This window comes from Flavobacterium sp. N3904, from assembly GCF_025947305.1.
Classification (GTDB): Bacteria; Bacteroidota; Bacteroidia; order Flavobacteriales; family Flavobacteriaceae; genus Flavobacterium.
The window spans coordinates 1,332,745-1,345,916 of record NZ_CP110009.1 but is presented as its reverse complement, the minus strand read 5'-3'; the positions used below and the strand labels follow the sequence as shown (position 1 = coordinate 1,345,916).

At 36.0% G+C, this 13,172-nt stretch carries 13 protein-coding genes; 10 read left to right on the top strand and 3 right to left on the bottom strand.

Going from position 1 to position 13,172, the window contains the following annotated elements; all coding sequences use genetic code 11:
* Nucleotides 1–2: 2 nt before the first annotated feature.
* Genes OLM57_RS05485 through OLM57_RS05475 form a run of 3 tightly spaced genes read left to right on the top strand, consistent with a single transcriptional unit; the run spans nucleotide 3 to nucleotide 2,032 of the window.
* Complete coding sequence (locus tag OLM57_RS05485; RefSeq protein ID WP_264566234.1) at nucleotides 3–1,259, top strand: pyridoxal phosphate-dependent decarboxylase family protein; 1,257 nt, start codon at nucleotides 3–5, stop codon at nucleotides 1,257–1,259.
* Nucleotides 1,234–1,797: a 5-formyltetrahydrofolate cyclo-ligase gene (locus OLM57_RS05480; protein ID WP_264566233.1), complete on the top strand. Its 564-nt coding sequence runs from the start codon at nucleotides 1,234–1,236 to the stop codon at nucleotides 1,795–1,797. Before OLM57_RS05485 ends, OLM57_RS05480 begins: the two co-directional genes overlap by 26 nt.
* Before the next feature lie 43 nt (nucleotides 1,798–1,840).
* Nucleotides 1,841–2,032, top strand: coding sequence for a hypothetical protein (locus tag OLM57_RS05475; protein WP_264566232.1), 192 nt, complete (start codon nucleotides 1,841–1,843; stop codon nucleotides 2,030–2,032).
* Nucleotides 2,033–2,091: 59 nt separating this feature from the next.
* Here the strand turns inward: OLM57_RS05475 and OLM57_RS05470 are convergent, their stop codons facing one another.
* The 3 genes from OLM57_RS05470 to ileS form a co-directional block, all read right to left on the bottom strand.
* Nucleotides 2,092–2,694 carry a lipoprotein signal peptidase gene (locus OLM57_RS05470; protein ID WP_264566231.1) on the bottom strand — a complete coding sequence of 201 codons (603 nt, stop codon included), beginning with the start codon at nucleotides 2,692–2,694 and terminating at the stop codon, nucleotides 2,092–2,094.
* A gap of 85 nt (nucleotides 2,695–2,779) precedes the next feature.
* Nucleotides 2,780–3,160: a TraR/DksA family transcriptional regulator gene (locus OLM57_RS05465; RefSeq protein ID WP_264566230.1), complete on the bottom strand. Its 381-nt coding sequence runs from the start codon at nucleotides 3,158–3,160 to the stop codon at nucleotides 2,780–2,782.
* A gap of 4 nt (nucleotides 3,161–3,164) precedes the next feature.
* A complete protein-coding gene (gene ileS / locus OLM57_RS05460) occupies nucleotides 3,165–6,626 on the bottom strand; it encodes an isoleucine--tRNA ligase (protein WP_264566229.1) in 3,462 nt (1,153 codons plus the stop codon).
* A gap of 255 nt (nucleotides 6,627–6,881) precedes the next feature.
* Here ileS and OLM57_RS05455 point away from each other — a divergent pair, with 255 nt between their 5' ends.
* The 7 genes from OLM57_RS05455 (at nucleotide 6,882) to OLM57_RS05425 (ending at nucleotide 13,171) form a co-directional block, all read left to right on the top strand.
* Nucleotides 6,882–7,556, top strand: a complete 675-nt coding sequence (locus tag OLM57_RS05455; protein WP_264566228.1) for a DUF4255 domain-containing protein — start codon at nucleotides 6,882–6,884, stop codon at nucleotides 7,554–7,556.
* A 48-nt stretch (nucleotides 7,557–7,604) separates the two neighbouring features.
* A complete protein-coding gene (locus OLM57_RS05450; RefSeq protein ID WP_264566227.1) occupies nucleotides 7,605–9,557 on the top strand; it encodes a phage tail sheath C-terminal domain-containing protein in 1,953 nt (650 codons plus the stop codon).
* Nucleotides 9,558–9,621: 64 nt separating this feature from the next.
* The gene (locus OLM57_RS05445; RefSeq protein ID WP_264566226.1) at nucleotides 9,622–10,062 is read left to right on the top strand and encodes a phage tail protein; all 441 of its coding nucleotides are present in this window, start codon (nucleotides 9,622–9,624) and stop codon (nucleotides 10,060–10,062) included.
* A 4-nt stretch (nucleotides 10,063–10,066) separates the two neighbouring features.
* Nucleotides 10,067–10,525: a phage tail protein gene (locus OLM57_RS05440; RefSeq protein ID WP_264566225.1), complete on the top strand. Its 459-nt coding sequence runs from the start codon at nucleotides 10,067–10,069 to the stop codon at nucleotides 10,523–10,525.
* 31 nt (nucleotides 10,526–10,556) lie between these two features.
* Nucleotides 10,557–10,730 (top strand): DUF5908 family protein, encoded by a 174-nt coding sequence (locus tag OLM57_RS05435; protein WP_264566224.1) that lies wholly within the window; start codon nucleotides 10,557–10,559, stop codon nucleotides 10,728–10,730.
* Nucleotides 10,727–11,497 carry a hypothetical protein gene (locus OLM57_RS05430; RefSeq protein WP_264566223.1) on the top strand — a complete coding sequence of 257 codons (771 nt, stop codon included), beginning with the start codon at nucleotides 10,727–10,729 and terminating at the stop codon, nucleotides 11,495–11,497. Before OLM57_RS05435 ends, OLM57_RS05430 begins: the two co-directional genes overlap by 4 nt.
* A 6-nt stretch (nucleotides 11,498–11,503) precedes the next feature.
* Nucleotides 11,504–13,171: a phage baseplate assembly protein V gene (locus OLM57_RS05425; protein ID WP_264566222.1), complete on the top strand. Its 1,668-nt coding sequence runs from the start codon at nucleotides 11,504–11,506 to the stop codon at nucleotides 13,169–13,171.
* Nucleotide 13,172: the final 1 nt, after the last annotated feature.

Sequence of the window (13,172 nt, the reverse complement as noted above, 5' to 3'; positions counted from 1 at the left end):
TTATGTTGTATTGGAAAAAATTATCCCAAAAAGAAAGACAAGCCCGCATCGAAAAAGCATTGAATGAAAATGTAAATTTTTCTTTGGACACTTCGTTAGGATACCCTGCCTCTAAACTGGACAACCGGGTTTATAATGAGGAAGCCTCTTTCCTAGCAGATGCACCCACATTAAAAACCTATGTGGCCAACCCCAACCATATTGGCTGCCACACATTGGGCACTTCCGAAAAAGCGTTCAAGGGAACTCAGGAAATGGAACGCGAAGTTCTGGATGTTCTTGCTGTAGATATTTTTAAAGCCGAGCCCAAATCCTATGACGGATATATTTCGCCGGGAGGCACTGAGGCCAACATTCAGGCCATTTGGATGTATCGCAATTATTTTGGTTATAAATTGGGAGCAAACCCTTCCGAAATTGCCATTCTTGCATCTGAAGACACGCATTATTCCATTCCAAAAGCCGCAAATTTACTGATGTTGGATTGGTTGAAAATTCCGGTTGATTTCAAAACCAGAGAAATTGACACTTTTCAATTGGAAAATAGTATCATCAAAGCCAAAGAGAAAGGAAAAAAATATTTCATCGTGATATCCAACATGGGAACAACTATGTTTGGCGCCATAGACGACCCTAATGACTATATCCAACTTTTGGAAAAACATAATTTAGTGTACAAAATACATGTTGATGGTGCTTACGGAGGTTTTATTTATCCGTTTAGCAACAAAGAATGTGATCTTAATTTTGAAAATCCAAAAATCAGTTCCATAACCATAGATGCTCACAAAATGTTGCAGGCTCCTTATGGTACCGGTGTTTTTTTGTGTCGAAAAGGACTAATTGAAAACGTATTGACCAAAGAAGCAGAATATGTAGAAGGCATGGATTTGACGCTTTGTGGAAGCCGTTCTGGATCGAATGCTGTGGCAGTCTGGATGATTTTGTTTACCTATGGCCCTTTTGGATGGTGCGAAAAAGTACGCATTTTACAAATGAGAACACAATGGCTCTGTGATCAATTGGACGAATTGAAAGTTGCTTATTTCAGAGAACCGTTTATGAATATTGTGACCATTCAGGCGCAATTTATCGAAGAATCCTTGGTCAAAAAATTTGATTTGGTTCCCCAAAAACACAATGGTGATAATTTATGGTATAAAATTGTGATCATGGATCATGTAGAAGTAGATCATTTGAGTACTTTTATAACCGATCTAAAAGAGTCACTTTATGTTGAAAAAAGCATTACGAGCTAAGTATAAAGCATTACGAAACGAACTTTCCGAAATTGAAATTGAGGAAAAGAGCTTGGCTATTGCCAATCAAGTACTGAAGCTGCCTATTTGGGAAAAAACCTACTTCCATCTTTTTTTGCCAATCGAAGAACAAAAGGAAGTCAATACCGAATTTATTCTGCACCTTCTGTCTGGAAAAGACAAGGAAATTGTGATTTCAAAAAGTAATTTTGCAACTAGAGAAATGACTCATTTCCTTTTGACTGACAATACCAAAATTAAGAAAAACGAATACAACATTCCCGAACCTGTTGATGGTCTCGAAGTTCCTGCCACAAAACTTGATGTGGTTTTTGTACCTCTTTTGTCATTTGACAAAAAGGGACATCGAGTGGGTTATGGCAAAGGATTTTATGATAAATTCTTATCACAATGCAAACCCGAAACCATTAAAATTGGTCTTTCTTTCTTTGAACCCGAAGAACAAATTCTGGACGTTTTCGAAAATGATGTTTTGCTGGATTTTTGTGCAACACCGAATGGGGTTTATCCGTTTTAATTTAGATTTACTATTTTCGCACTTATAATCTATTTATTAAGCTATGAAAATATTTAAAACTTCCAGATTCGCTGTCCAAATTATAATGCTTCTGTTTGCTGTTTCAATAACAAGTTGTGTTGTTCACACTGGAACAACAAAGACCGTTAAAACAAAACAGGTGCCACCGGGACAAGCCAAAAAAATGAATGGAGATAAAAGTGCCAAAAATTATGCTCCTGGACAAAATAAATAAAAGACAAAAGAGGTTGCGTTTTTTACACAACCTCTTTCTATTTCTGTAAAAAAGTAAATTTAATTTTTATGAAATGCTTTTTTATTGAAGACGATCAAAATCCCAACTCCTGTTGAAATAGCCATATCGGCAACATTAAAAATAGCATTAAAAAAAGTAAAATTACGTCCCCCAAAATAAGGAACCCATTCTGGCATTGGATAATCTTTTATGAAAGGGAAATAGAACATATCAACTACTTGACCATTTAGCCAAGTTCCATATGGTTTTTCAGGAAATATTGTGGCCAATTGTTGGTGACTGTCATCAAAAATCACACCGTAAAAAACAGAATCAATGATGTTTCCAACCGCACCAGCAAGTATCAATGCTATGGCTACAATAAGATAATTGGAACTTTTTTTTCTTTCAACTGCATCCCATAACCAATAACCAATTCCGGTCACGGCAACCAATCTGAAAAGAGTTAGGATTAATTTTCCGTATTCTCCAGGAATTTTGGTTCCCCAAGCCATTCCTTCATTTTCGATAAAATGAATTTGAAACCAATTGAAAACATGGATTTCATCTCCTAAAATAAAATTTGTTTTTACATATATTTTAGAAAATTGATCCACCAATAATATAATAACGATAAGAAAATATGCTTTTAATAATGACATTTTTGAGAATTTAATGGCGTAAAAGTAGTAATTTAATCAAAAAAAACGCTCCTAAAGGAGCGTTAATTATTTTTCGAAAAAAAATTTATCGTTGCAGGTTTTTGGCTTCGATACTCATTGTAGCATGAGGAACAATTTTTAATCTTTCTTTCCCGATTAATTTTCCTGTAATTCTACAAACCCCGTAGGTTTTATTTTCAACACGGAAAAGTGCGTTTTTTAAATCACGAATAAATTTTTCTTGTCGAATGGCCAATTGGGAGTTGGCTTCTTTAGACATGATTTCGCTTCCTTCTTCAAATGCTTTAAATGTGGGAGATGTATCATCTGTTCCATTGTTAAGGTCATTCATGTAGGCACTTTTTATCAAATCTAAATCAGCCTGAGCCTTTTCGATTTTGTTCTGAATGATCTCCTTAAACTCTGCCAAATCAGCGTCAGAGTATCTTGCAATTTCATCTACCATAATACTAATTTTTTGTTATTATAATTTTTGTTGTTATTCCATCGAATTCAATTTCCGTGCCATTTTCTATAATTTCCTCAAAAACAAGCACTTCCGTCAATGTTTCTGATTTAATATAGTCTTCATTGGCCTTAACTGCTGTCTCCAAAGTATCATTATTTTGCAAATGTACTTTAATTTTATCCGTTACCTCAAATCCTGTTTCTTTACGGATATTCTGAATTCTGTTGACCAATTCTCTTGCAATTCCTTCCTGTCTCAACTCGGGAGAAATTGTAATATCCAACGCAACTGTTATTCCGTTTGAATGGGCAACCAACCATCCTTCTATATCTTGCGATGATATTTCTACATCTTCTAGCGATAAAATTACACTATTTCCAGCAATAACAATAGTTAACGCTCCTTCCTTGTCAAATTGTGAGATTTGTTCTGTAGATAAATTTTGTATCTCTTTGGAAATCAATCCCATATCTTTTCCGAAGCGTGGTCCTAAGGCTTTAAAATTAGGTTTAATTTGTTTTACCAAAATACCAGATGCATCATCCAAAAGCACGATTTCTTTTACATTAACTTCTGCTTTTATCAGATCTGAAACCGCTTCAATTTCTACTCTCTGACTCTTGTCAAGTATTGGAATCATTATCTTTTGCAGTGGTTGACGTACCTTGATCATCTCCTTTTTTCTAAGAGATAAAACCAGTGACGAAATCGTCTGCGCTTTCTGCATTTTGCTCTCTAACATTTTATTAACATACTTTTCAACTGAAACTGGAAAAGTGGCCAAATGTACTGATTCAAAATCTTCTGTTTGCGTAGTTTTTGTTAAATCTCTGTAAAGTGCATCCATAAAGAAAGGTGCAATTGGTGCTCCTAACTTACTTATGGTTAGCAAACAGGTATAAAGCGTTTGGTAAGCAGCCACTTTATCTTGTGCATATTCTCCTTTCCAAAAGCGACGACGGCACAAACGAACATACCAGTTACTCAAATTTTCCTGAACAAATTCTGATATGGCACGAGCCGCTTTTGTTGGTTCATAATCGGCATAAAAACCATCCACATCTGCAATCAATGTATTCAATTCTGAAATAATCCATTGATCAATTTCGGGTCTTTCTTTTATCGGTATTTCGGCTTCTGCATATTTGAAACCGTCTATATTGGCATACAAACTAAAGAACGAATAAGTGTTATACAACGTTCCAAAGAACTTACGACGCACCTCAGCAATTCCTTCTAAATCGAATTTTAAGTTGTCCCAAGGATTCGCATTCGAAATCATATACCAACGTGTGGCATCTGGTCCGTATTCTTTTAAAGTTTCAAAAGGATCTGCTGCATTGCCCAAACGTTTTGACATTTTTTGACCGTTTTTGTCTAACACCAAACCATTAGAAACTACATTTTTGTAAGCTATTTTATCAAATACTAACGTTCCAATGGCGTGCAAAGTATAAAACCATCCTCTGGTTTGATCTACTCCTTCGGCAATAAAATCAGCTGGAAAATCTTTGTTTGCGTCTATTTTGTCTTTGTTTTCAAAAGGATAATGCCATTGTGCATAAGGCATCGCTCCTGAATCAAACCATACGTCGATCAAATCGGCCTCTCGCTTCATCGCTTTTCCAGAAGCAGAAACCAATGTAATTTCATCAACTACATTTTTATGTAAATCAATCAAATCATAATTTTCTTCAGACATGTTTCCAATCTGAAATTCCTTAAACGGATTCTCCCCTTGAACTCCTGCATGAACTGCTTTTTCGATTTCATCATATAATTCTTCCACCGAACCTATTAAGATTTCTTCTGTTCCGTCTTCGGTTCTCCAAATTGGCAATGGAATTCCCCAGAAACGAGAACGGGATAAATTCCAGTCGTTGGCATTTTTCAACCAATTCCCGAAACGTCCTTCTCCTGTTGCTTTTGGTTTCCAATTGATAGTTTCGTTCAGGTCAAACATACGGTCTCTAACCTCGGTGATTTTTATAAACCAAGAATCCAAAGGATAATATAAAATTGGCGTGTCGGTTCTCCAGCAATGTGGGTAACTGTGCACGTATTTCTCTACTTTGAATGCTTTGTTTTCTTCTTTTAATCGAATGGCAATCTCAACATCTATAGAACGTTCCGGAGCATCACCATCGGTATAATATTCGTTTTTTACATATTTTCCACCCAAATCTCCCATGTGTGAAGTAAATTTCCCTTGCAAATTTACTAAGGGAACTGGATTTTCATTTTCGTCCAATACTAACATTGGCGGCACTTCAGGTGTAGCTTCTTTAGCTACTTTGGCATCATCTGCTCCAAAAGTTGGCGCAGTGTGCACAATTCCGGTTCCATCCTCAGTTGTAACAAAATCTCCCGAAATTACCCTAAAAGCATTTTCTGGATTTTGATAAGGCAACGCGTATTGCATCAATTGCTCGTACCGAATCCCTACTAAGTCAGCTCCTTTACATTCTGCAAGGATTTGAAATGGTATTTTTTTGTCTCCTTCTTTGAAATTTTCAAAATCAGATGGCTCCGTACTTTCAAAAAATCCTTTCCCAAATTGTTTGCCAACAAGGTTTTTAGCTAAAATCACATTCGATGGACGGAATGTATACTGATTGAATGTTTTAACCAAAACATATTCTATTCGAGGACCAACGGTCAAGGCCGTGTTACTTGGCAAAGTCCAAGGTGTAGTTGTCCAGGCTAGAAAATGAATTTCGTCCAAGTCTAGTCTCTCTAACTTATAGTGCTTTAAATTATTGGAACTGATGTAATCATAAAAGGTATTGAAAACCAAAGCTTTTTGGTCTTCTAAAACTTTAAACTGCGCCACAACCGTGGTATCCGTTACATCTCTGTAACTTCCCGGTTGGTTTACTTCGTGCGAACTCAAACCAGTACCCGCTTTTGGAGAATACGGCTGAATGGTATATCCTTTGTACATCAAATCCTTATTGTAGATTTGTTTCAACAACCACCAAACCGATTCCATGTATTTGGATTTGTAGGTCACGTAAGGATCTTCCATATCAACCCAATACCCCATTTTTTCGGTAAGGTCATTCCATACATCGGTATAACGCATTACCGTTTTTTTGCACGCTTCGTTATACTCCTCTACAGTTATTTTCTTTCCAATATCTTCTTTGGTGATCCCTAATTCTTTCTCAGTACCCAATTCTACAGGCAATCCGTGAGTATCCCAACCGGCTTTACGCTTTACTTGGAATCCTTTTTGGGTTTTATATCTGCAAAAAATATCTTTAATCGCACGCGCCATTACGTGATGAATTCCAGGCAATCCATTTGCCGAAGGCGGCCCTTCAAAAAACACGTAAGGAGTATTTCCTTCCCGGGTGGTTACACTTTTTTCGAAAATGTTTTTTTCCTTCCAAAAATCCAGCACTTCTGATGCCACTGTTGGCAAGTCAAGTCCTTTGTATTCAGTAAATTTTGTGCTCATTTTATCCTTTTCTTAATCGTGGTGCGAAAGTAAGAAATTTTAAAATAAAAAGACAATGAGATAAGTAAAAGTTACAGATAGCTGTTTTTTGTTGTCTTAAGTTTTCTTTAATGCTGAAAAAATAATTGAAAAAAGGCTTAAAAAATTAATATTCAGCATTTTAAAATTAAAAACAGGTAATTATACGTGTTTTTAAATTTTAAAATATTTGTAGGTTTGAACCTCTTAATCAGGATGTTAACAAATTTTAAAGGAATGAATTTAGCTAAGATACTTGACAAACTTACCAAGAAAATAACTTCTGAAATTGCTGCGTCAAATAATGGAGTTGTAGTAAGTATCGAGCTAACAAATGTTGCGACTTTGAATGATGGCGATGAATTTTTACAAGAAAAATCTTCAATAGTTCTTTCTGTTGTAAATATTGAGGAAGATAAAACATTAAAAAATCAAAGCCTATATAAAGAATATTCCGGAAATGGCAACTCCATTGAGAAATATAAAAGACCTGCACAAAATTTGATTTTGTCTCTATTATTTACTTCTTACAATAAAAATCAGAATAAATACGCCGAAGGGCTAGACAAACTAGAATACATCATCAAATGCCTGCAAAACAATAATGTGTTTTATTATAATGACACCAATTTATTTGAACAAACTGAGGTTACCGAAAATAATGCCAAATCAATGAATAAAATCATTTTAGACTTGGTGAGTTTAAAGTCGGATCAACTCAACCAAATGTGGTCTTATTTAGGAAGTAGATACATGCCCTCTGTATTATACTCCATGCGCATGATACGCGTACAAAATGAAAACAACCTACCAACGGATCCTATCATTGACAAAGCAAAAGTTCAACTGTGGACGAATGACAAAAGTGATATAGCAGGAGAAATCGAAGCTACTTCTTTCCTGCTAGACTAAAAATAAAGGTAACATTTCAGCAATTTAAGAACCAATAAATATATAGTCATGAATATTAGCTCAATTAAAACACCTGGGGTGTACATCAATGAAATTGATGCCTTCCCGCCTTCTGTTGCCCAAGTAGCGACTGCCGTTCCAGCGTTTGTAGGCTTTACCGAAAATGCTCCTACTCCCAATATTGTCACTAGGGTATCCTCTTTTTTAGAATTTCAACAACTCTATGGAGGAGCTCCTCAACCTACGGGAATTACTGTTGATCTGGATGCTAATTCACTCCCAACTGACAATTGTACGGTTGCAGAAAGTAAATTCAAACTTTACAATAGCATGCAACTTTTTTATGCTAATGGTGGAGGAGAATGTTACATTCAATCAATTGGTTTGTATGCAGAGGCTCCTGCATTTGATGCTACTACTAAAACAAAATTCATCACAGGTGTTCAGGCTCTTGAAAAATACGATGAACCTACCTTGCTCCTGTTTCCAGATGCCGTGAATCTTGCCTTTACAGACCTTGGTGAGGTTCAAAAACAAGCGTTAATGCAGTGTCAAAAGCTAATGGATCGTTTTGTGATTATGGATGTAAAGTATGATAAAGCAAAAACTTCTATCGCAGACAATGCCGATTTTAGAGATGGTATTGGAACTAATAGTTTAAAATATGGCGCGGCTTATTATCCTTATTTGACGTGTAATTTTCCACAAGCCTTTAGATTATCTGACATCAATACGGCATTGGCTCCATCTGGTGGTTTCAAACAATTTTTTCCAAATGACACCAATCTCAAAGCAAATATTACTTCCTTTGAAAGTCTTCATACTGATGTTTCTGGTCTAAAAACAAGTAGTACAAATGCAATTACTGCCAACAAATTACTGGATTGGACTCCAACTGTAAATGCAGCAAAGTTAAATGCCAATTTAACAAAAAGCTGGAATCTCATTAAAGTATTTGCCAAGCCAAATGATTTAACAAACACAGGATTAGTTGCATATACCAATTCCGATTTGATTTCAATAGCTTTAAAACCTGTAGTCCAAAAACTAATTGATTTTAGAAAAGCTTATGAGAAACTAGCAAAACCAGATGCTTCTCCCATTACTGCTTTAGCGTTAACCATAAATGATGGTGATTTTAATGGCAATTGGGGGCTTATTTCGGCAATTACAGAATCTGTTGCAAACGAATATGATGGAAAACTAAGTAATTTAATTCCTGTTGCTGGTCCCGTTCCAGCCCATAATGAACCCGATTTTGTAAAAATTCAAGCCGAACTCAACAAATTGCACACTCTAGTCGTAAATACGTTGGACACTGCCGTAAATGCTGTTTACAAATATGAATTGGTTCAGGAAAATAACCTCATCGCACAAATGCCAATTTACGGAAGCATCGTTTCCAAATTGTCTCAAAGCATGAATACCGTTCCTCCAAGTGGAGCCATCGCGGGAATTTATGCCCAAACTGATGGCACAAGAGGTGTTTGGAAAGCGCCTGCCAATGTCAGCATCAATGGAATTGTTGGATTAACCAGAGACATTAACGACTTTGATCAAGAACCCATGAACATTCACGAAACCGGTAAATCCATCAACGCCATTCGCAAATTTACTGGCAAGGGATTTTTGGTTTGGGGAGCACGCACACTCGATGGAAATAGCAACGACTGGCGTTATATCAATGTGAGACGCCTTGCCAACATGATTGAAGAGTCTGCAAAAAAAGCCTGTATGCGTTATGTGTTTGAACCTAATGTTTCTCAAACTTGGGTCAATGTAAAAGGAATGATCGAAAATTATCTGACTTCTATTTGGAATGATGGCGCATTGGCAGGAGCCAAACCGGAGCACGCATTTTTTGTGGCCGTGGGAATCAACCAAACAATGACTGCCCAAGATATATTAGAAGGGCGATTGATTGTAAAAATAGGATATGCCCCATCGAGACCTGCAGAATTTATTATTCTTGAATTCAAACAAATGCAACAAAAATCGTAAGCTCCAATAAAGAGTATGATTCGAAAAAATAATTTTCAGCAATTAACATTTAAAATATAAAGTTATGCCTAATACAGATTTTCCAATACCAAAGTTTCATTTTAGCGTAGAATGGGGTGGTACAAAAATAGCTTTCACCGAGGTTTCGGGTTTAAATAAAGAAATGGATATTATAGAACATCGTGTGGGTTCTAGTCCTGAATTTTTCAAGAAAAGAATGCCCGGTCTGCAAAAACTAAGCAATATTTCACTAAAAAGAGGTGTTTTTGCCGGAGACAATGAATTTTATCAGTGGTACAATACCGTGGCGATGAACACAGTCGAGAGACGCAACATTACCATTTCACTCTTAAACGAAAACCACACACCAGTTGTGGTCTGGAAGGTAAAAGATTGCTTTATTGTTTCTTTAAAATGTTCTGACATGAAAGCCGATGCCAACGAAGCCGCAATAGACACGGTTGAAATCGCGAATCACGGATTTACAATGGAACACGTAGCTTAATGTTATGGCGAGTTCAAACCCTATAGTAGGCTTTCATTTCTCGGTTATTTTTGAGCTGTTGCCACAGTTTAGTATCGATACCAAATTTCAGAGTGTGGGTGGTTTAAAAGGAACTCTTGAAATGGAATCGATAAAAGAAGGCGGACAAAACCGATTTACCCATCAATTGCCCATTCGATCGGGATATCAGGATTTAGTACTCAAAAGAGGACTCACTTCGGATATGTCAGGCGTTTCGATGTGGTGCCTGAATGCTATCGAAAATTTCAATTTCAGTCCGGCCAATCTGTTGGTTTCCTTATTGAACGAAAATGGAAACCCAGTAAAAGCATGGTATGTATCTCATGCAATTCCATTATCGATAGATTACGGGGATTTTAATGCCGAGGAAAACAAAATTGTCATCGAATCCATAGCTTTAAAATACAATTTTTTTAAAGAAATTCCGATTCCGAGTTTTTAAAAATCATCTGTTTTATTTTACATCGAAGATTATGCCAATAGAAATCAAAGAATTGCGCATTGTAGTAAAAATTGAAGAGGATAAACCTTCTTTTCAAGCCCAAATTCCGTTGGATAAAGTGCAATTAGAATCTATAAAATCAGATCTTATTCGAGAATGCACCACTAAAGTTTTAGAAAAAATAAAAGAAAAATCCGAACGATGATACAAGCGGCTTTAGGCATTATAGACAAAATGAGAATTGAGGTTTTTGAGACCAATGAGTACGACAAAGACCCAAAGAAAACCATTTTTGTACAACTCAATCCAGAGAAATACACCATGAAACACAATGTTGTTTTTTCTGAAGGTCAGCCTATGGGCGCTACTGGCAATGATTTAAAATTCAACAAAATAGAAGGAGAAGAAGTAACCTTTGAATTCCTTTTTGACAGTTCGGGTGTTGTTCCTCCGGGGAAAATAAAAGATGGAAAAGGAAAGATGTCATTTCTCGACAAAGCAGGTGATGTTTTTGATGCGCTGAAACCCGCCATAGTCAACCCTTTTGACGAAGTAAAATCGGTAGAAGAAGATTTGGAAGCCTTTAAAAATCTGTTGTTAGGCTACAATGGAAAAACGCATCATACGGCATATTTACAACTTTTGTGGGGAGGTTATAGCTTGCAATGTCGTTTAAAAAACATGGAAATTGAATATTATTTGTTTCGAAAAGACGGAAGACCCATTAGAGCCAAAGCCAAATGTACTTTCAAAGGAACTGTTTCGTACAAAACTATGGTTGCCGAGCAAAAGAAAAGTTCTCCAGATTTGACTCATGAACGCGAATTTGAAATGAATGATAAGCTTACTCTCATCGCTGAAAACATATATGAAAATCCAAACTATTATATAGATGTAGCCCAATCTAACTCGTTATTGAGTTTTAGAAATATCCGTTTTGGTCAAAAATTGATTTTTCCACCAATAAAATAATCGAGTATGCCTATAAAACCCTATATCGATGAAGATGAAGTATTGAAACTGGAAATTCTGGTGAAGGATAAAAATGACGGATTGGATACATTACTCAAAGAAGCACACGTTCATTTTGAGCTGAATAAAATTCCATCGGCAAAATTCACATTTATTGCTTCAAATAAGGATATAGATAAAAAAGAAACTTTTCCGAGTGATGCCTTAAAGGAGAATGATGAAATCACTTTTAATGTTACAATTAAAAAAGAAAAAAAAACACTTTTCAAAGGAGTGATAAAAGCTACAGAAAAAGTGCAGGACGGCAACTTTATCAATATAAAAATTGAATGTAAGGACATTGCTTTTGATATGACGTTGCCCAGTACAGAACCAGAAACCAACAACCAAACTTTTGAAGACAAACTAAAATTATTTACCAAAAAACTAAAACTCAATGATGAATTGTCTGGAAAAGATTGGGGAAAAGAAAAAATAACACACAACTCGGCCACGTTGCCTTGGGATTTTGTATTAGGCTATTTGGATTCGGTTGGAGTTTTTGTATCTATAAAAAATGGTGAATTTAATGGTGTCGATTTATTAAAACCGCCTCCAACAGAAAAATATTTAGCCGAAAACGGTATTAATGTTTTCTCTTTTACCGGAAAATCAGATGAGACCAAAAAATTAAAAAAAGCAATCATTGAGCATTGGGATCCAGCAACGCAAAAAATAGTAAAAACCGAAGAAACACAAGAAGCCATAAATCCTTTTGAGAAATTAATAAAACTCAATGAAAATAGATTTAGTGAAGCGACAGTAAAACGAATGCTGAAAGCGATTCTGAAAAAAAGCGAACTGCAAACCATTAATGGAAAAGTGCAAACTTTTGGCAATCTGGAAGCGCATACGGGTGATTTTATAAAATGCAACAAGGTAAACGAAAAAATAGATGATAAAGCCATCATCATTAGTGCCATCGAACACACCATTGAAAATGGAATTTGGAAAACTGAATACATTTTAGGATTTGAAGGAGAGCCTTCATTTGCAGAAAACGCAAGCAAACAAACGCCAAGTCCACAAGCACAAATGGGTCAGACGAATGCTATAAGTGGTTTGCAAATAGGCGTTGTGGTACAAATCGAGGAAGACCCCAATAAGGAATTCCGGATTAAAGTTCGTATCCCAACACTGTCCGAAAAAGGAGAAGGCGTTTGGGCCAGACTTGCCACTCTCAATGCCTCAAAGGAAATGGGAAGTTATTTTATACCAAGTGTAGACGATGAAGTCATATTGGGTTGCTTGGGTAATAATCCAGACACTCCTATTATTTTGGGAAGTTTGTACAGCAGTGCAAAACCAATGCCGATTCCCATCAAAAAAGAAAATTATATAAAAGGGTTTGTCACCAAAGAAGGAACCAAAGTGGTTCTCGATGACGAAAAAAAGTCCATTGAACTCAGTACCAAAAAAGGCAATAAACTCCTCATAAGCGATGATGAAAAAGGATTTGTCTTAGAGGATGAAAACAAAAATAAAATAACAATGAACAAAGATGGAATTACTATAGAAAGCAGCAAAGACTTTATTGTAAAAGCATCTGGAGACGTAAAAATAGATGGAATAGGTTGCACTGTCAATGCTTCCGGAAATATGGAATTAAAAGGTAGCCTAATAAAAATAAATTAAT

What these genes read in the sequence shown, in the direction of transcription:
- OLM57_RS05425 (WP_264566222.1), top strand. Translation starts at nt 11,504, where the DNA reads ATGCCTATAAAACCCTATATCGATGAAGATGAAGTATTGAAACTGGAA.
- OLM57_RS05440 (WP_264566225.1), top strand. Translation starts at nt 10,067, where the DNA reads ATGGCGAGTTCAAACCCTATAGTAGGCTTTCATTTCTCGGTTATTTTT.
- OLM57_RS05430 (WP_264566223.1), top strand. Translation starts at nt 10,727, where the DNA reads ATGATACAAGCGGCTTTAGGCATTATAGACAAAATGAGAATTGAGGTT.
- OLM57_RS05435 (WP_264566224.1), top strand. Translation starts at nt 10,557, where the DNA reads ATGCCAATAGAAATCAAAGAATTGCGCATTGTAGTAAAAATTGAAGAG.
- OLM57_RS05480 (WP_264566233.1), top strand. Translation starts at nt 1,234, where the DNA reads ATGTTGAAAAAAGCATTACGAGCTAAGTATAAAGCATTACGAAACGAA.
- OLM57_RS05475 (WP_264566232.1), top strand. Translation starts at nt 1,841, where the DNA reads ATGAAAATATTTAAAACTTCCAGATTCGCTGTCCAAATTATAATGCTT.
- OLM57_RS05465 (WP_264566230.1), bottom strand. Translation starts at nt 3,160, where the DNA reads ATGGTAGATGAAATTGCAAGATACTCTGACGCTGATTTGGCAGAGTTT.
- OLM57_RS05485 (WP_264566234.1), top strand. Translation starts at nt 3, where the DNA reads ATGTTGTATTGGAAAAAATTATCCCAAAAAGAAAGACAAGCCCGCATC.
- OLM57_RS05455 (WP_264566228.1), top strand. Translation starts at nt 6,882, where the DNA reads ATGAATTTAGCTAAGATACTTGACAAACTTACCAAGAAAATAACTTCT.
- ileS (WP_264566229.1), bottom strand. Translation starts at nt 6,626, where the DNA reads ATGAGCACAAAATTTACTGAATACAAAGGACTTGACTTGCCAACAGTG.
- OLM57_RS05450 (WP_264566227.1), top strand. Translation starts at nt 7,605, where the DNA reads ATGAATATTAGCTCAATTAAAACACCTGGGGTGTACATCAATGAAATT.
- OLM57_RS05470 (WP_264566231.1), bottom strand. Translation starts at nt 2,694, where the DNA reads ATGTCATTATTAAAAGCATATTTTCTTATCGTTATTATATTATTGGTG.
- OLM57_RS05445 (WP_264566226.1), top strand. Translation starts at nt 9,622, where the DNA reads ATGCCTAATACAGATTTTCCAATACCAAAGTTTCATTTTAGCGTAGAA.